A 16926-nucleotide genomic window follows, 5' to 3' on the forward strand; every position below is an offset into this window, starting at 1 on the left:
GTCGAATCAAACCGCAACCGGCGGAAATCACGGCTGGATCGGGACTTCAGGCTGATACAACGATGGGGCCAAGCCGTAGCCCAGGCCTCGAATGGTGCGGATTATCTGTCCGTGATGGGGATCGGTGCCCAGTTTTTCCCGCAACCGCTTCACGTGCACCGCAACAGTATTCGTTTCGGTGCTGTGGCCCCATACGGCCTGACTTATCATCTCTTGACCGACGATTCGTCCGTTTTGTTCGAGTAGGTACGCCAGCAGCTCGAACTCACGGTGACTCAGAGCCAGTTCGCGGCCGTGCAGCCAAACTGCGTGAGCGAGGCGGTCCACTCGCAGGGGGCCGGCCGCGAGAACGAAATCAGGTGCGTCGGCGGGCGAACTCAGGCCCGCGAACGCGGCGATGGTGGCAATGTCGTACGGACGCTTGACCACCGCGGTTGCTCCCGCCGCGAGGGCCCGCCGTTCATTCGTCGAATCGGACGCGAAAGCTCCGACCAGAATCGGAATGGTGGACCTGGCCCGGATCGCTGCTACAACGATTTCGGAAGATACGGCAGCCGTTTTGGCCGCGAGAACGACGAGAGTGGGCAGTTCTGCGCCGACGGCCAGCAGAGCTGCTGCGCCATCGTGATACCAATGCACATCTATGCCTCGTGCTGCTGCGTCATCGATGAGTGGCTTCGCGACGGCGGGTTCGTGCTCGGTGAGCAACAGCGTGTGCAGAGCGACGTGAGGACCGGGGTTCGGTAGTTCGTCCGAACTCCCGATCCTCACGCATCTTCCTTTCGAAACCGACCGCACAGAATTGACCTTGCTCTCGTCTCGAGATCCCTGCCTTGTGCGCGGATCAGACCCAACGAGGATTACCCGAAGCGACCGGAAATGTAATCCTCGGTGGACTTCTCGTCAGGATTGGAGAAGATCTTCTCGGTGTCGCCGACCTCGATGAGTCGGCCGGGCTGGCCGACTCCCTTGAGGTTGAAGAACGCCGTCTGATCACTCACGCGTGCAGCCTGCTGCATGTTGTGCGTGACGATGACGATCGTGTAGTCCTTCTTGAGCTCACCGATCAGGTCCTCGATAGCGAGGGTGGAGATCGGGTCGAGGGCGGAGCACGGCTCGTCCATCAGTAGCACGTCAGGTGAAATTGCAATCGCGCGAGCGATGCACAGGCGCTGCTGCTGGCCGCCCGAGAGGCCGCCGCCGGGCTTGTCGAGGCGGTCCTTGACCTCGTTCCACAGGTTTGCTCCGCGCAGTGAGCGCTCGGCTACCTCGTCGAGCTTCTTGCCTCCCCGCACTCCCGACAGCTTCAACCCAGCAACCACGTTGTCCTTGATGGACATGGTGGGGAACGGGTTGGGGCGCTGGAAGACCATGCCGATGGTGCGTCGAACGCTGACCGGGTCGACGTTGGAGGCGTAGATGTCCGCCCCGTCGAGAAGGACGGATCCTTCGACCCGCGCACCGGGGGTGACTTCGTGCATGCGGTTCAGCGTGCGAAGCACCGTGGACTTACCGCAACCGGAAGGACCGATCAGGGCAGTCACGCTGCGCGGGGGAACCGACAGGGTTACCGAGTCGACGGCATGAAAGGAACCGTAATAGATGTCGAGATCTTTGATGTCGAGGCGCTTTGCCATGGTGTCTCCTGGGACGTTCTAGCCTTGTTTGGCAGAGAGGAACCGGCTCGCGAGCGTCGCGAGGAGGCTGAGGAATGCAACCAGCAGAATCAGTGTCAACGCGGCGCCCCAGACACGTAGCTGCCCGGCATCCGTTGGGTTGATCAACTCGGTGAAAATCAGCAGTGGCAACGATGCCATGTTTCCTTCGAAGGCATCGAAGTTGATCGACCGGCTGTAGCCGACCAGGATGAGGACGGGGGCTGTCTCACCGATCACACGGGCCACCGAGAGCAGAATGCCGCTGATGATTCCAGGTAGCGCAGTAGGAATGACAACCTTGGCGATCGTCCTCCATTTGGAAATGCCGAGGGCGTAGGACGCCTCACGAAGCTCGTCCGGCACCAGCTTGAGCATCTCTTCGGTAGAACGCACCACCACGGGCAGCATCAGTAGCACGAGCGCAAGGGAAACGGCGAAAGCGCTCTGTGGGAAACCGAAGGTGGTGATCCACAGGCTGAACACGAACAGGGCTGCGACGATCGAGGGCACACCGGCCAGCACGTCGACCATGAAGGTGGTCAACTTGGCAAAGCGGCCTTGCCCGTACTCCACCAGGTAGATGCCCGCCATCAGTCCCATCGGGATGGAAATCACTGCGGCGAACAATGCCTGAATGATGGTGCCGTACAGGGCGTGGTAGATACCACCGGCGAACTGCTCAGGCAGCACTCCGGAGAGGGATTGCGTCCACCAACCCGTTGAAACGATTGCCTCGGCGCCGCGCGAGAGCACGGTGTACAGAAGCCAGATGAGCGGAATGAGAGCAATCACGAACGCGGTGGTGAAGATGACCGTCGCGATCGAGTTCTGGACCTTCCGGCTGCCGCTGACTTTCTGAAAGGTGGGGGCTTTGACTGGTGCATCTATGGTGCTCATCCGTTGACCTTTCCACCGGCAATCGAGCGAGCGATGGCGTTGACCACGAAGGTCAGTGCGAACAGTACGAAACCGGCTGCAATGTAGGCGCCGGTGGAGAGTGGGACGCTGAATTCGGAAGCAGCAGAAGCGATCTTGGAGGCGAAAGTGTATCCGCCGTCGAAGAGGGACCAGCTACCGGCGGTCGCTGCCGCGCGCAGAATGATGAGGATGGCCACGGTCTCGCCGAGCGCGCGACCGAGTCCGAGCATCGATGCAGCGATGATGCCACTACGTCCGAAGGGCAGCACAGTCATCCGGACGACTTCCCAGCGCGTCGCACCGAGAGCCAATGCCGCTTCGATCTGCGCCTTGGGGGTCTGACGGAGCACCTCGCGGCTGACCGAGGTGATGATCGGGAGAATCATCACTGCCAGAACGATTCCCGCGGTGAAAATCGTGCCGCCACCGGCGAACGAAACGTTTCCGTCGCTGAACAGGAAGAACCAGCCCAGGTTGCTGTTGAGGAACCGAGCTACCGGTTCGAGCTGCGGGGCGAGAACGAAGATGCCCCACAGCCCGAACACGATAGAGGGAACCGCGGCGAGCAGGTCGACGATGGAACCGAAGGTCCTCGACAACCTGGGTGGTGCGTACTGGGTCAGGTACACCGCGATGCCCACCGAGACGGGCACCGCGAGCGCCAGCGCGAACAACGAGCTGAGCACGGTGACCATGAACAGATCGCGAATACCGAACGCAAGATTGTTGACGTCGGTAGTCGAGAACTCGGTGCTGGTAAAGAAGTTGACCGTATTGGCCTGCAAGGACGGGATGGCCCGCACGAGAAGGAAAAAGGCGATCAATGCGATGAAGAGCACGATGGTCGCGCCGGAGGCGACGGCGATCGCCTTGAAGATCTGGTCACCGCGTTGGCGGGACTGACCGCCGGTGGCGTGGACCTCGTGAACTTCATCGTTGTTGTCATTCATGTTCGTCATCTTCCCGCCCGAACCCAGGTTCGGCGACTCCGAGGTCGCCGAATCCGAGTCGCGAGTGACTTCCGGTCTCACAGCCATGTTTCTCTACCGATCAGGAGATGGCGTTAACAGCTTCGGACAGCTTTGCCTGGAAAGCGTCAGGCAGCGGAATGTATCCGTTGTCGTCGAGTCCATCCTGGCCTGCGCCGATGGTGGACTGGAGGAATGCCTTGACGGCAGTTCCGACCTCGGGATCCGGGTACGTCGAGCACACGATCTCGTACGCTGCGAGAACGATCGGGTAGGCGCCCGGCTCCGAGGGGGTGTAGAACGAGGTGGTGTCGAGGACCAAATCGTTGCCCTCGCCCTTGATCACGGCACCGTCGATGGTCTTGCCTGCGGTTTCGACCGTGATCTCGACGGGGTCCGGCCCGGCGGAGGTGATGATGCTGGCGATGTCGAGGCCCTGAGCCTCTGCGAACGACCACTCGTTGTACGTGATCGCGCCTTCGGTGCTGGCGACGGCGGCGCTGGTTCCTTCGTTGCCGCGTGCGCCCTCGCCGGTTCCACCGACGAAGGACTTGCCTGCCCCGGTGGTCCAAGCGCCCTCGGATGCAGCCTCGAGGTACTGCTGGAAGTTGTCGGTGGTGCCCGACTCGTCACTTCGGAAGATGACGTTGATGGGCTCGTCAGGCAGCGTCACGCCGTCGTTGAGTGCGGCGATGGCGGGGTCGTTCCACCGGTTCACCGTGCCGTTGAAGATGTTGGCGGCGGTGGGGCCGTCGAGGGCGAGCGAGTCGACGCCCTGGACGTTGTAGGTGATTGCCAACGGGCCGAAGACGGCGGGGAGGTTCCACGCGTCTGCACCCTCGCAACGCTCTGCAGCACGGGCGTACTCGTCTTTTGCCTCGCTGAGCGGGGAGTCGGAGCCGCCGATATCGGTCTGGCCACCGATGAACTCGCTGACGCCGGCACCCGAACCGTTGGAGGTGTAGTTCAGCGTCTGGCCCTCGCAGGCCTGCTCGAACGCGTTGACGAAGCGCACCATCGCGTTGGCCTGTGCGCTGGAACCACTCGCCTTGAGCGCATCCACGCCGCCACAATCGACGTTCGAGGTGTCTTCGGCGCCCACGTTGCCGGTTTCTGCTGAGTTGTCGTCACTGCCGCAGGCGGACAGCAGGAGTGCACTGGCGGCCACAAGGCTAACGGCTGCACCTGATCGCTTGAGCTTCACGTAGCTCCTTCTGGAGAATTGGGGCGACCAGCACGAATGTTGCCGGTCGCCGATCTGCATGCATCGGTCTGCTCGCAAAGCGGGCTGTTTCCCCGCTCCGCGAAGAAACCTAGAGGGAGTCCGTGAACGGATCGGCGTACGAAGATGAACGGATCATGAACGATGTCGCCGCAGGGGGTAACCGAAAACCGACGAAGCTTCGCTGTCAACCAGCGAGAACCCCAGCCGAGGCGGTGAGGTACACGAGCATGAGCACGAACAGCGCCCATCCGGCACCCTGCCAGATCGGCCACACGCCGCCGGATCGCCACACTCGGTAGGTCCTGACGAACGCGCCCAGCCCGCCCAGAAGCAATATAGTCGGCGGTCCGACCAGAAAGATGATCCGTTCAGGGTTTCGGCAGACGAAGAACTCTGCGTCAGCGCACTGCTCGGCATTGGTGTTCGCCCACAGTAGTGCGCCGACGACGACCACTGCCGCGGCAGCGATCACCGCCCCGACGTACTTGGTCGCTGCTCGTAGACTCTGCGGGTCGTTCCACCGCTTCTCGACGTCGTTGCTCACGTCCGGCTGCCCTCCTCGATGATTCGTCATGTGTCGGGTTTGCACGAAGGGGTAGCCCGAAACGGGTCTGGCAAACTTCGCGGTCACCTGCTGGGAGGTAGGTTCCTCGGACTCCGTCTGCGTCGGTCAATCGGACCGGTTGGCGATGGTGCGGGCGAGCTCAGCAACCGTGATGTTCCAATCCTGGGACAGCTTTCTGATCATGTCGAAGGCTCGGATGGCCGAGACGTCGTACCGTTCCATGACGATTCCCTTGGCCTGCCCGATGACATCGCGCGAGGCGAGGGCGGACTGCATCTGGTGCTCGTGTTCGGCAGCGATCAGAGCGACCGCCGCATGGGTGGCGACGAGGGTGCCGGTCTGACGGGCTTCGCCGTCGAACGCGTCGACCGAGGTTGAGGACAGATTCAGAGCGCCGAGATTGTCGTGGAGTGTGTAGAGCTGGAAACACAGCATCGATCGCACACCGAGGGCGGCGGCGGCAGGTGCAAAACGCGGCCACCGAGTTTCCTTGCCGAGATCGGGAACCTCGATCGTCTGGTGCGTCCACACCGCGTCCAGGCAGGGGCCTTCCTCGAGGCAGTCCTGCAGGCGATCGATTTCGAGCGCGGTGGTACTGGTGGCGGCCCGTGATTGGACCCGGCGGCGACCGATGACCAAGCTGACGCTGACATCGGTGGCGCTCGGGACCAGGGACAGGGTCGCGTCGGTGATCGAGCGAAGCGTGTCCTCGACCGACTCGTAGTCCCGCTGCAATGTGATTGCGAGCTGCGACATCGCCTCTCCGAGCGAGCGGGTCGAAATTCCTCCGTCTTCGGGGGTTCCCGTGGTCACCGTGATCTCCTCCGTTGCGTGCGGTTCGATCGATCAGCGACCGTTGCCGTTGCCGTTGTTACCCGGATTCCCGCTGTTGCTGTTGCCGTTGCCGCTGTTACCCGGATTCCCGCTGTTGCCCGGGTTCCCGCTGTTGCCGTTGCCGTTGCCGTTGTTGCTGTTGCTGTTGCCCGTCTCCGGGGCGGGCGCGATGGGCGCGATGGGTTCGACATAAGCGGGTTGCGAGGGGGCCGGCGCCGGTTCGTAATACGTCGGCGCGGGTTCGGCTGGAGCCTGTGTCGCTGCTGGAGCCTGGATCGTCGCCGCTACGGGAGGGACGAATACCGCCGAGGTCGACGGTGCGGCGGGCTCGGAGATAGGGGTTCCCGATGTCGATGGGCCCCACAAGGTGACGGCAGCTGCGATCGCCGCCGCGCCAGACAGCAAGGCGACGACTGCCCACGCCGCGACAGGTATGCGAGCACGACGCGACGGGCTCTGCGGTGCTGCGGTAGGAACCACCGCCGTCAGGGCAGGTGTGGTGGGCGGGCCCTGCACCGATGCGACCGAGGTAGGAAAATCGGACTCGGCGAGTGAGCGCAGCGCGATCGCGACCTGATCCGCGGCGGGGCGATCCTGCGGGCTTCGCGCCGTCATCCCGCTCAGCAGCGACACCCAATCCGATCCCAGATCTGGCGGTACCGACGGGTCGTGATGCAACCTGGCTACCGCGGCGGCGATGGCGCTGCCTTCGAATACCATTCTTCCGCTCAGACATTCGATAAGGACCAGTCCGAGCGAGTACACGTCTGCCGGAGGCCCCGTCGCGGTTCCGGTCGCTTGTTCCGGGCTCAGGTAGTGCGCGGTCCCGACGGCGGTGCCGTGCTCGGTCAGCGGATCTGCGTCGAGAACGCGGGCGATCCCGAAATCGGTGAGCTTGGTGGAACGACCCCGACCATCCGGCGTGCCGGTGAGCAGAATGTTCGCGGGCTTGATGTCGCGGTGGACTACTCCGACCGAATGGATGTAGGCGAGCGCTTCGGCGAGCTCGACTCCGATGCGGGCGACCACCGAGGGGGAGAGTGCAGCTCCTGATCGGAACGTGTTCAGTGTTGGGCCGTCGACCAATTCCATGACGAGATAGGGCGCAACCACGCCTTCGGCGTTCGGGGCCGTTCCGGCTGGGGCGTCGAGCGCCGTTCCGGCGTCGAACAGAGTGACCAGACCCGGATGCGTCAGGGACGCCAACGTTCGAATCTCCGACTCGATACGGCGAGTGTCGGTCACGATCGGTTCGGTTGGACGAAAGATTTTGACAGCGACCGCGCGGCCGAGCAAGACGTCCTCGGCCCGATACACATCCGCCATACCGCCCCGCCCGAGGACGGCTCCCAGCGCGTACCGATCGGCGAACAGACGGCGGCGGTCGGTCGTCGGAGAACCCGTCCTGTCCGCCATGATTGCCTGCTCCAGTCCGCCTCGCCGGTCATCTCGGCCCGACTCTATAACCCTCGGGTGTCGATCGTTACCTCCGTGCGTTCGGTGAACAACCGCGCGGCAGGGCAGAATGCTCAGTCGGGTGGGGCCGATTGCAGTACCGAGTCACGATTGCAGCGCCGAGTCACGGTTGCAGTTCTGAGCCACGGAAGGGGAGTCGACGTGTACCCACTCACGCCTCATCCCGACTTGTCGCCGATGTCGATTGCCATCGCGTCGGCCTACCAGCCGATCGTTGCGCTCGATACTCGCCGGGTCGTGGGCTTCGAAGCGCTGACCCGCGCGCCTGCCGGAAGTCCCTGGGAACGTCCTCAGGACATGTTCGCCGCAGCCTACCGACGCCGTGAGACGGCCGAGTTCGACTGGAAATGCAGGCTGACCGCGGTCCGAGGCGCACTCGCCGTGAACTTTCCCGCGGAACTGGCCCTGTTCGTCAATGCCGAACCGTCGGCCCTGGACACGGCGCCGCCGCCCGGATCTGGTGCGTTGCTCACCGATGCCCTGCGGCTGTCGGTCGTCGTCGAGATCACCGAGCGCAATCTCATGCGAGATCCCGCAGGTCTGCTGCGCGCCGTCGAACACGCCCGCCATCAAGGGTGGCGCATAGCCGTCGACGACGTCGGTTCGGACTCGTCTTCCCTCGCGCTGCTCGCCCTGCTGCGGCCCGACGTCATCAAACTCGACATGCGCCTGGTGCAGCAACGATCCACGGCCCAGACTGCCTCGATCCTCGCCGCCGTCACCTCGGAATCCGAACGCACCGGCGCGATCGTCCTCGCCGAAGGCATCGAAACCGAAGCCCACGAACGGTGGGCACAGGACATGGGTGCGGCGTGGGGGCAGGGCTGGTTGTACGGAGAGCCGGGTCCGTTGCCCGTCTTCGGACCCAAGCGGGAGCCGGCTCGGCAGTCGCACGTGCGGCCGGCTGTCACCGTCCGAGCGCCGGCCGCAGTCACCCCCTACGGACTCACCCACAGCGTCGGTGCACCCAGACGCGCCGATGGCAGGCTGCTCGAAACCATGGAGGACGATCTGCTCCGCCGGGCTGCGTGGATGGCGTCGACCGCTTTGGTGTTGGTCACCGTGCCGGTATCGATCGAGTTGACCGACACCCGACGCCGGTTGATGGCACAGCTGGGGTCGCGGTGCGCCTTGACGGCGGTATTCTCACCGCACCCGGACGGCGCCGCGTACATCGGTACCGGACATCACGCCGACGAACACCGGGCTACAGACGGCGGACATTGCGTCCTCGTCGACCCGAACGAACCGCTGGCGTTGGAGCGATCGGTGATCGTCGTCGACCCCGGTTTCACCGGGGCGCTCATCTCGGTGGACCGCGGACGACGACCGGACGGGACTCACCTGTTCGACTATCGACTCTCCTTCGATCGCGAACTGGTTCTCGACGCGGCGACGGTGTTGCTGCGCCGCATTCCGGCCCGGGCGGTTTGAGCGAAGGCGTCCGCGGCCATACAAGCTGACATGACCGAATCCGATCGGCCCGGCCCGGAGCATCTCAGGCCCGGACACGTCGATGACGACACCATCGCTGCCGTGGGGAAACTGTCCGAGGCGCTCGAGTGTGTCGAGCGCGCGCGGGGGCATCTGTACGACATGCATCAACTGATCGGACACGCCGACCTTCTGCTCGGTGAGGCCGCCGACAAGCTCCGGGCCAGCGGCCACGGGGAACACTCGAGACGACTCGAGGACGAGTTGGTGGGTCGCAACGTCATCACCGGTCGCTGGACATTCCAGATCGTCGAGGAGTTCGATGACAACTACTGGTCCGTCTTTCGCGCGGAGGAAAAGCGTGTCCGAGACGCTCTGCAAGACGGAAAGCGGCACGTGTTCGAGTCCGAGATGAAGGAGCGCCGTCGTACTCACGGCAAACCGGGGCACAGTTCACGGCCGTGAACGCGCTCGCCGCCGATCTCAGTGGCCGCTGGGGTCGGTGAGGTTCTTTCCTTCCGCCGCCATCACGCGCTTGTGCTCGAGCAGGACGACCGTCAGGCCGATGGCGAAAAGAACGATACACACGGGGGCGCCGATCCACACCCAGCCCGCGAAGCCGTATCCCGCCGCCGTCAGCGTCAAGGCCAGCGCGACAAAGGCCGCGCCGATGAAGATGTATCCCGGCCAGTTCCGTGAGTCGGTGATGGCCTCGCCCGCGTGGCTCCTGGCCGTCCTATCGTCGTCCTGCGGATGTTCGTTCTCGTTGCGTGAATCCGGTGACATCATTTTCGACCTTTCCAACCCTCGTATGGTTCGTCGACCTCCAATTCTGGCTGTATTCACCCCGGGAGGGGGCCAAACCGGCCAATGGCCTTGCGTGCTGAACCCACGCACCTAGGACGAGTCGGCTGCGCGACGACGCATCAGCTCGCGGTGGCCGTAGGTTGCGTTCAGGATCTCGTCGCGATCCGCGACAGAGGAACCCACAGCTCCGGCGACGATGCCGAGCGAGGCAGCCAGCCAGGCAAGCGCCAGATAGTCCCCGAGCGATGCCCGCCGGCCGATCTGTTCGGACAGAAAGTCGGGAGGGATGACAACGGCAGACGAAGCCAACACCACGGCGAACAGCACCGCGTACATGCAGAGCACTCCGGTCAGAACAGTCCCGACCGTGGCTGCGTTGTACATCGATCGATCGGTCATCGAAGCCCGGAACGCGCGGTGCTCCCACAGTCCGTGCGGAAATATGAGCCAGATCGTCATGGCAACCACGGCCAGCACGCCGATCACCGTCAGGCGCGCCAGGGTCATCGATGACGCCATTTGCCAGATGCTGGCGTAGAAGACACCGAACGCCGATGCCGCACTCGCCGCGGCCAACGCGCCCGACAGTGTCGGCACGAGACGCCACGGCCGATTGCAGCGAATCATGCCCGAGATCAGACGCAGGCGACCGAAGGCGCCGGACGCCAGCAACACCCGATCCTCGCTCCCGCCGGCTTCACCATCACCGTGGTTGGGCGAGCTCGGCAGCCACCGTGTCTCGAACTGCGTCAACGGCGGCCGCGAGTCCGAGTCGGTGCCGAGCAGCTCGTGCAACACCGTGATTGCGGACCTGATTGCGCGACGCCGCACGGCGATGGTGCCGAAGGACGGGACGTACAGCGCGCCCGTCGAATTGTCGTGCAATTCGGCGACCACCGGCCGTGATCGTAGCCGGCGAGGTACCTCCGACACGCACAGCACGATGTCGTAGGACTCGGTCGCCTGCACGGACTCGAGCCATTGACCGAGCTGAGCGGATCCTGTTGCGGTGGGAGGCAAAGTGACCGAAGCGCGAGCGACCTCGAGCCCTACCGCGGCGCCGTCGACGCGTACGTGATCGGGGAGGGCATCGATGATCGCCGAGGCGATGGTCGAAGCGAAACCTCCGTCACTGACGACGCCCACACGCAGTATCCGTTGGGAATGCCCTGTGCTTGCCTCGTCGGGTCGAGGGTGCTGTTCGTTGTACGACATGTGCCTCGCGTACCCGGTCTGCGCCGACGGACACACCGACCTCGAGAAGGGGTTCTGCCGGCCGTGTGCGGGAAGTTGATTCTCAGCTGGACAGAAGTGAGCTCTCGCCCGCGTTCCACGCCGTCAGGATGTGATCACCCAGCGCGCCCTCGATGAGGTCGAAGGCACGCATTCCGAAGACGACGTCCGCTTCGAGGTCGGGCTCGCGGCGCACCAGATCTCCGACGACGTCGTGGCGCAGAATCTGCTCGTGCACGGCGTCGGCCTCGACGTGTTCGCGGTAGAACGCGACACACGGTTCCGGCGCGCCGAGCCGTTGCAGCGCCGCGACGAATCTGCGCGAACCGGGTGAGGAGGTGATCTCGGTTGCCGCGAAATGGCCTACCGTCGCTCCGCGTGAACCACGGTGCAGACCGAACAGCGACATGAGATTGACCGAGGCCAGCGACTGCGCCGGAACCTGGTCCACGTAGCCGAGGTAAGACGAGTCCAGTCCTGCCGAGTCCATCAAGTCGGCCCACAGTTGCTGGTGCACCCGTTCACCGCGGCCGCCGCCGTACTCGTCGAACTCGACGGCCACGAACGAGGCCTTGGCCTGACCTTGCAGCCGGGGGATGGCCCAGGCGTGCGGATCCGCTTCTTTGAGGTGGTAGATCGATCGATGCGTGAAGTACTCCCGCATCTGATCCCACGTGCCATTGTCCTGCAAGAACCACGACGGACCGGTTCCTGTAGCCGGCTCGATCGACAGGGCGTCCATTTCGGCCACCACGTCGCCTCCGGTTTCGATGTTGTCGCGGAGATAGTCCATGAAGGCCGTTTCGAGCATCCGGCGCAGGCGCAGAACATCGGGATCCCATTCCACCTCGTCGTCGACTCCCTCGAACCCCCGATAGTGCAGCTCGTAGCACATCGTCAACGCCAGGTGCAGATCGCGCGACATCGGATCGGGCGTGTGCACAGAGGTGGGTAGCGCTCCGGTGTCACCGCTCGACAGCGCTCTGCTCACGCTTTCGGACAGGATCCCGCAGGGCGCCGGGAGGGGCGGCGCGGAGCGCAGAGAAGCAACAGTCATGTTGTATGACTACCCGAGCCCGAGGAGGATCAATCCTCCTTGCCTGCACACCGGTGTGTCGCGAGTCATGCGCGGAAGGTGCGGTGTGTTCTCCCGCTTCTGGTTTCCTGCCCTGTTGCAGTGGGTATCGGACCGTGCGGCGCGGACTTGCTGCGAATCTAGCCTCGGACAACAGTTTCGATGTCATCCACAACCACAACCAAAGTCTGCACTATCTGCCGGTCGTCTCGGTCATATCGCGGGTGGGACCGCGTCGCCACCTCAGCGCCGCAGACGCTCGACTTCTGCAGGGCTGAACGACGTTCACGGTTGCTCGCCACCCGTGGTGGGTTTATATCGCCCCCGCCCGGGGCAACCTCAGCTATCGACTACGGAGGATCCTGTGACCACTGCTGGTGAACGTACATACCCGTCTATCTTCGTCGAAGCCGGAGTGTACGCACCGCAGGAGGATTCGTTCTTGCTGTGCAACGAGATTGCGCGGCGCAGCTCGGTCTCGGGGGCACGAGTACTCGATATGTGCACCGGTAGCGGAATCGCGGCGATCGAAGCGGCGCGAAACGGTGCGCGAGAAGTGTTCGCATACGATATCTCCGAGCGCGCCGTGGCCTGCGCTGGTGCCAACGCAGTCACCAATGGTGTGGATGTCGATGTACGTGTGGGAACGTTGCGCGACGCGGTCGACGAAGGCCCGTTCGACGTGATCGTGTCCAATCCGCCCTACGTTCCGTCTCCGCACGACCCGTCCGGAGCGGGTTTGCATCGCGCCTGGGACGCAGGCGACCGTGGCCGCATAGTGTTGGATCTGCTGTGCAGCAGCGCATTCGAGCTTCTCGCGCGCGGGGGTGTGCTGCTGATGGTGCAGTCGGAATTCTCGGACACGGAAGAGTCGCTCCGGCAGCTACGCCTGAGCGGTCTGCGAGCCGGTGTGGTGCGAAGGCAGACCATAGAGTTCGGGCCCGTCATGCACCAGCGTTCGTCGTGGCTCGAAGCGACGGGAAAGCTCGAAATCGGTTGTCGACGAGAAGAATTGGTAATCATCGAGGGACATCTTCGATAGTTCGCTACAAGAGTGCATTCGGGTCGATCACGTCGACTTCGTAGCCGTCTTCGCGAAGCCGGAACAGGCTCTCGTTCAACAGTCCGCGCGCGGCTTCGTCCACTTCGCGTACATGCCGGAAGTCCACTTCGATCATTCGTCGACCGGGGAAGCCTTCGGTGAACCGAGTGACTACGGTTTCTGCACCGGCGAAACGGAGGTCGCCCTGCAATTCCACTCGGCACGACTCTTCGCGATCGTGCACCGCCCTTATCGCGGACTGGCCGGTGGAGGACACGTGCATCATGTGCAGTTCCAGATCCCGCGACAGACGCTCGAACACAGCGACACCGCGCACGCTGTTGCCGTGTTCGTTCAATCGTGGTGACACCACGGCCACCCCTACCTGACCGGGAAGAACGCCGATGATCGCGCCCGCCACCCCGCTCTTGGCCGGAATTCCCACTGTGAAGATCCAACTGCCGGAGCCGTCGTACATTCCGCAAGTGGCCATCGTTGCGAGTACGCGCCGATCAGTGGCGGCGTCGAGCAGTCGTTCTCCTGTGCTGGGAGAGATTCCGCCGTTGGCCATCACCGACGCGATGGTCGCGAGATCGCGGCAACTGACCGAGATGGAGCATTGTCCGGCGTAGCCCTCGACGACATCTGCGGGTTCGGCGCCGAGTACCCCGACCGCCTTCAACAGGTGCGCTATACCGGTATTGCGATCGTCGGCCGCGAGCTCGGCTTCGTGAACTGCCCTGTCAACCGACAGTTCACGCCCCGCCAGCGCACTGTGCAGTGCGCGAATGCGTTCGACACGATGCTCGACCGAATCCGCCTTCACCATCGCGTGCACGGCGAGCGCGCCGGCGTTGATCAATGCATTGCGCGGGCGCCCCGTCTCCGGCTCCAACGAGATCTCGTTGAACGAGTCACCGGAGGGCTCGGTGTCGACCACACGCAGCATCGCTTCGATGCCGTTGTCGTCGAGGGCAAGTGCGTAGGTGAGCGTCTTGGAGATGGACTGGATGGAGAACAGATCGTCGACGTCGCCGGCGGTGTAGATCGACCCGCCGACAGTCGACAGAGCAACACCGAAGAAATCGGGATCGGCTTTGGCGAGCTCGCTGTTGCCCTCGGGAATGGTCCCGCCGTCGAGATCGCGGCACTCGAGCAGGATTCGTTCCAGATACTCGGGTATCGGTGACTTCACGATGTGGGACTACCCCCGACGCGGATCGTGCGTAGGCATCGAGCTGCGACCACGAGAAGTGCCACCGTCAGAGTCACCGTGACCGCGTCGCGAACGGAAAGGGCAATTGCTGCGGTGGCAAACAGCGCGATTGCGCCGAGCACATCGAGCAGCAACCGAACCAGGGGCTCATCCAGAAGAATCGGCATTGCGGCCGGCAACGTGTGTGAGCGTGGACGTGCCGCGTGGTCGACGGCCCCGGTGGTGGTCATAGTTGTCCGCGCCGGGGGGTGCACGGTGCAGCTCGAATTCATGATCGGAAGAACTCCTCAGGTCGTTGCTACCGCGAATACCCCTGTTTCGCCGTGATCAACCTGAAACGCGTTTGTTTTTCGACGCCCGAGCTGTGAGGTCCGTCATGCGGGATGGTCTAGTCCGGTGGGTGCACTTCGGCGATATCGGCGACATGGGCGTCGAGGTTCACACGCACTCGCCCCGACCTCGGCGGAGACCCGATTCCGAAAGCGCGTACGACCGCGGCGACGGACGCCCCGCCCAGCGCGACATCGCTGCCGAGTTGAGGCCACGTCGAGAGGGTGGTGCCGATTTCCGGTAGCGAAGCCAGCATGCGGACGGTCAGTTTCCGCGGGTCCAGAATGCGCGCGGCCAGCGGCGCTTTTTCCGCATTGGTGAGCCCTACCAGGGCGGACGCGTCGACGTCGCCGAGCAGTCCGTGCAGCAACGGCCGGTCCGGTTCGAGATCGAATCGCTCGACGTCGAGAATGCCGCCATCGCTCGTTTCCATCACCACCGGGATTCCGCGTCGACGAGCATGCTCACGCAGAACGAGCTTCGCATCGAGTGAATCGCATTCGTCGACCACGATGTCGAGGCCGTCCATGAACGAATCCACTGTGGTCTCGGTCAACCCTTGTGGAAATGTCAGGACGGACAAGTAGGGATCCACCTCGGCGATGCGGCGCGCTGCGACGACCGACTTGTTGACACCGAGATCGAACACCGTGGCCGGGACACGGTTGAGGTTGGACAGGTCGAGTTCGTCGAAATCCGCCAGGCGGAGCTCGCCGCACAGGCCTTCGATCGCGAGTGTGTGAGCAACGGCATGTCCGACACTGAGTCCGACAACTCCGACAGTCAGGTCGGCCATACGTGCCTGCTCGTCGGCGGTGATCTTGTTTCGATTGCGGTCCAGCCGCAGGCGGCGGTAACCGAGCGGCCCGAGCACACGCACGAGAGCTCCGCGCCACGGGTAGTGGATCCAGCGAGGGTCCTCCTCCAACACATCCGCTTGCGGTATCGGCAGCAGCTCACGCAATGAATCCAGTTGGGTTGCCGTGGTATCCAGAATCCGAATGCCGGCGATTGCGGCCAGGTCGTCGATCCTCGTCTTGTCGACACTGCTGACTGCATTCAACACCTGATGCTCCGCCACGCCGCCCTCGTTCCCGTGAGTTCATCGATCACCGGTGCGGTTTCCGGCGACTACTTACTGCGCTGCGGTCAAAGTATCCGACGGTTGGCGTCCGCGAAGGTGTTGACGCACCGAGTGCAGGAAGAAACGGCAAGAATGGACCAGGCTGCCGTTCGGCAGAAGGATCGTCGGCTGCAATCTACTCGAGTCGGCAGTTGTTTCGTTGGGTTCCGACCGGAATCTTCGACTTTCTATGTCAAGGAGTGCTCGATGCCCGCACACACCCCTCAAACCGTTGTCGCCGAATCCGTTGTCGCCGGGACCGGCCGATATCAGAGCAGAGAAGCACGCGCGGTGCGTGGCAGATACGCCGTGCGCCGGGGCTATCTCGGCTCCTCGTTCGGTCCGAGTTCGAGTTGGAGCGTCGACGGCGCGATGTCCCTCATCGTGGCAACACCCGCCGCCGCCCCTGACCTGTGGTCGCGGTACGTCGACGGCGCCTGGGAGTCCTACTCTCGACACGGTGTGACGGTCGCGCTGGATATGGACGAGGTTGCCTCCGGGGCGACGACAACCCTGTTCTACGTCGTGCAGGATCGCGACGGTCACATGCTCGGCGGGGTTCGCGCCCAGGGTCCGTACACCTTCATCGAGCAGTCGCACGTGTTGACCGAATGGCAGAATTCACCCGGCCTCGACGCTGTCACGGCGGGGCTTCGAGCGAGACTGCCCTACGGGATAGTCGAGATGAAGAGCGCCTGGGTCGGCACCGGCGGCCCCGCCCGGGCCGTCTCGTCGATGTTGGCCCGCACCGCGTTGCCGACTCTGAATCTGACCGGCAGCAGGTATCTGCTCGCGAGCGCAGCCGATCATGTCCTGCGGCAATGGGAGTCCTCAGGTGGACGGATCGACGTGAAGGTGCCTGCCGCCGCCTATCCGAGTGCCGAGTACCGCACGAGAATGATGTGGTGGGATCGCGAGAGCATCGGTCGGGAGGCGCAGCCAGCCGTGTGGGAAGCGATGACTACACACGCTCGCGAACTGACCGGCCACGAATTCACTTCGGCCGCCGTTGCGTGAACGTG

General features: G+C 63.6%; 18 protein-coding genes. 4 read left to right on the plus strand and 14 right to left on the minus strand.

The features are described 5' to 3' along the window. Window positions 1-27: 27 nt before the first annotated feature. The 8 genes from J1M86_RS08910 to J1M86_RS08945 all read right to left on the minus strand — a co-directional run bounded on the left by J1M86_RS08910 (window position 28) and on the right by J1M86_RS08945 (window position 7584). A complete protein-coding gene (locus J1M86_RS08910; protein WP_307786572.1) occupies window positions 28-771 on the minus strand; it encodes a response regulator transcription factor in 744 nt (247 codons plus the stop codon). Window positions 772-860: 89 nt separating this feature from the next. After that, window positions 861-1637, minus strand: a complete 777-nt coding sequence (gene pstB / locus J1M86_RS08915; protein WP_075838184.1) for a phosphate ABC transporter ATP-binding protein PstB — start codon at window positions 1635-1637, stop codon at window positions 861-863. Window positions 1638-1655: 18 nt separating this feature from the next. Further along, the gene (gene pstA / locus J1M86_RS08920) at window positions 1656-2555 is read right to left on the minus strand and encodes a phosphate ABC transporter permease PstA (RefSeq protein ID WP_075838183.1); all 900 of its coding nucleotides are present in this window, start codon (window positions 2553-2555) and stop codon (window positions 1656-1658) included. Next, window positions 2552-3526 (minus strand): phosphate ABC transporter permease subunit PstC, encoded by a 975-nt coding sequence (gene pstC, locus J1M86_RS08925; protein ID WP_206509574.1) that lies wholly within the window; start codon window positions 3524-3526, stop codon window positions 2552-2554. The genes pstA and pstC overlap by 4 nt, the downstream gene beginning before the upstream one ends. Before the next feature lie 100 nt (window positions 3527-3626). Continuing rightward, complete coding sequence (gene pstS / locus J1M86_RS08930; RefSeq protein ID WP_206509575.1) at window positions 3627-4748, minus strand: phosphate ABC transporter substrate-binding protein PstS; 1122 nt, start codon at window positions 4746-4748, stop codon at window positions 3627-3629. A gap of 205 nt (window positions 4749-4953) precedes the next feature. Further along, a complete protein-coding gene (locus tag J1M86_RS08935) occupies window positions 4954-5313 on the minus strand; it encodes a hypothetical protein (RefSeq protein ID WP_206509576.1) in 360 nt (119 codons plus the stop codon). 126 nt (window positions 5314-5439) lie between these two features. Continuing rightward, entirely contained in the window at window positions 5440-6147 is a 708-nt protein-coding gene (locus tag J1M86_RS08940; protein WP_307786573.1) for a GAF and ANTAR domain-containing protein, read from the minus strand. Window positions 6148-6180: 33 nt separating this feature from the next. Next, window positions 6181-7584 (minus strand): serine/threonine-protein kinase, encoded by a 1404-nt coding sequence (locus tag J1M86_RS08945; RefSeq protein ID WP_206509577.1) that lies wholly within the window; start codon window positions 7582-7584, stop codon window positions 6181-6183. A 201-nt stretch (window positions 7585-7785) separates the two neighbouring features. Between J1M86_RS08945 and J1M86_RS08950 the strand changes: the two genes are divergently transcribed. Both J1M86_RS08950 and J1M86_RS08955 read left to right on the plus strand, forming a co-directional pair. Next, a complete protein-coding gene (locus J1M86_RS08950) occupies window positions 7786-9078 on the plus strand; it encodes an EAL domain-containing protein (protein WP_307786574.1) in 1293 nt (430 codons plus the stop codon). 30 nt (window positions 9079-9108) lie between these two features. Further along, entirely contained in the window at window positions 9109-9543 is a 435-nt protein-coding gene (locus J1M86_RS08955; RefSeq protein WP_206509578.1) for a hypothetical protein, read from the plus strand. A gap of 18 nt (window positions 9544-9561) precedes the next feature. On the opposite strand, the gene J1M86_RS08960 is transcribed toward J1M86_RS08955, so the two are convergent. From J1M86_RS08960 to J1M86_RS08970, 3 genes are all read right to left on the minus strand, one after another. After that, entirely contained in the window at window positions 9562-9867 is a 306-nt protein-coding gene (locus J1M86_RS08960; protein ID WP_206509579.1) for a hypothetical protein, read from the minus strand. Window positions 9868-9975: 108 nt separating this feature from the next. Further along, window positions 9976-11100 (minus strand): hypothetical protein, encoded by a 1125-nt coding sequence (locus tag J1M86_RS08965; protein WP_241259738.1) that lies wholly within the window; start codon window positions 11098-11100, stop codon window positions 9976-9978. Between the two features lie 82 nt (window positions 11101-11182). Next, window positions 11183-12175, minus strand: coding sequence for an iron-containing redox enzyme family protein (locus J1M86_RS08970; RefSeq protein WP_206509580.1), 993 nt, complete (start codon window positions 12173-12175; stop codon window positions 11183-11185). 382 nt (window positions 12176-12557) lie between these two features. On the opposite strand from J1M86_RS08970, the gene J1M86_RS26285 reads away from it, so the two are divergent. Then, on the plus strand, window positions 12558-13235 hold the full coding sequence (locus J1M86_RS26285; protein ID WP_307786575.1) for a HemK2/MTQ2 family protein methyltransferase: 678 nt from the start codon (window positions 12558-12560) through the stop codon (window positions 13233-13235). 4 nt (window positions 13236-13239) lie between these two features. Here J1M86_RS26285 and glsA read toward each other — a convergent pair whose 3' ends face one another. The 3 genes from glsA to J1M86_RS08990 all read right to left on the minus strand — a co-directional run bounded on the left by glsA (window position 13240) and on the right by J1M86_RS08990 (window position 15862). Then, window positions 13240-14430: a glutaminase A gene (gene glsA / locus J1M86_RS08980; protein ID WP_206509582.1), complete on the minus strand. Its 1191-nt coding sequence runs from the start codon at window positions 14428-14430 to the stop codon at window positions 13240-13242. After that, window positions 14427-14681, minus strand: a complete 255-nt coding sequence (locus tag J1M86_RS08985; protein ID WP_206509583.1) for a hypothetical protein — start codon at window positions 14679-14681, stop codon at window positions 14427-14429. The genes glsA and J1M86_RS08985 overlap by 4 nt, the downstream gene beginning before the upstream one ends. 158 nt (window positions 14682-14839) lie before the next feature. Next, window positions 14840-15862 (minus strand): Rv1355c family protein, encoded by a 1023-nt coding sequence (locus J1M86_RS08990; RefSeq protein ID WP_206509584.1) that lies wholly within the window; start codon window positions 15860-15862, stop codon window positions 14840-14842. A gap of 249 nt (window positions 15863-16111) precedes the next feature. On the opposite strand from J1M86_RS08990, the gene J1M86_RS08995 reads away from it, so the two are divergent. After that, complete coding sequence (locus J1M86_RS08995) at window positions 16112-16921, plus strand: hypothetical protein (protein WP_241259739.1); 810 nt, start codon at window positions 16112-16114, stop codon at window positions 16919-16921. Window positions 16922-16926 lie beyond the last annotated feature (5 nt).

Source organism: Rhodococcus sp. KRD197, from assembly GCF_017168235.1.
Taxonomy (GTDB): domain Bacteria; phylum Actinomycetota; class Actinomycetes; order Mycobacteriales; family Mycobacteriaceae; genus Rhodococcoides.

Bases quoted from the DNA above. Each gene is read 5' to 3' on its own strand.
- J1M86_RS08955 (WP_206509578.1), top strand. From the start codon at position 9,109: ATGACCGAATCCGATCGGCCCGGCCCGGAGCATCTCAGGCCCGGACAC.
- J1M86_RS08995 (WP_241259739.1), top strand. From the start codon at position 16,112: ATGCCCGCACACACCCCTCAAACCGTTGTCGCCGAATCCGTTGTCGCC.
- J1M86_RS08960 (WP_206509579.1), bottom strand. From the start codon at position 9,867: ATGATGTCACCGGATTCACGCAACGAGAACGAACATCCGCAGGACGAC.
- J1M86_RS08970 (WP_206509580.1), bottom strand. From the start codon at position 12,175: ATGACTGTTGCTTCTCTGCGCTCCGCGCCGCCCCTCCCGGCGCCCTGC.
- J1M86_RS08965 (WP_241259738.1), bottom strand. From the start codon at position 11,100: ATGTCGTACAACGAACAGCACCCTCGACCCGACGAGGCAAGCACAGGG.
- J1M86_RS08985 (WP_206509583.1), bottom strand. From the start codon at position 14,681: ATGACCACCACCGGGGCCGTCGACCACGCGGCACGTCCACGCTCACAC.
- J1M86_RS08945 (WP_206509577.1), bottom strand. From the start codon at position 7,584: ATGGCGGACAGGACGGGTTCTCCGACGACCGACCGCCGCCGTCTGTTC.
- pstC (WP_206509574.1), bottom strand. From the start codon at position 3,526: ATGAATGACAACAACGATGAAGTTCACGAGGTCCACGCCACCGGCGGT.
- pstB (WP_075838184.1), bottom strand. From the start codon at position 1,637: ATGGCAAAGCGCCTCGACATCAAAGATCTCGACATCTATTACGGTTCC.
- pstA (WP_075838183.1), bottom strand. From the start codon at position 2,555: ATGAGCACCATAGATGCACCAGTCAAAGCCCCCACCTTTCAGAAAGTC.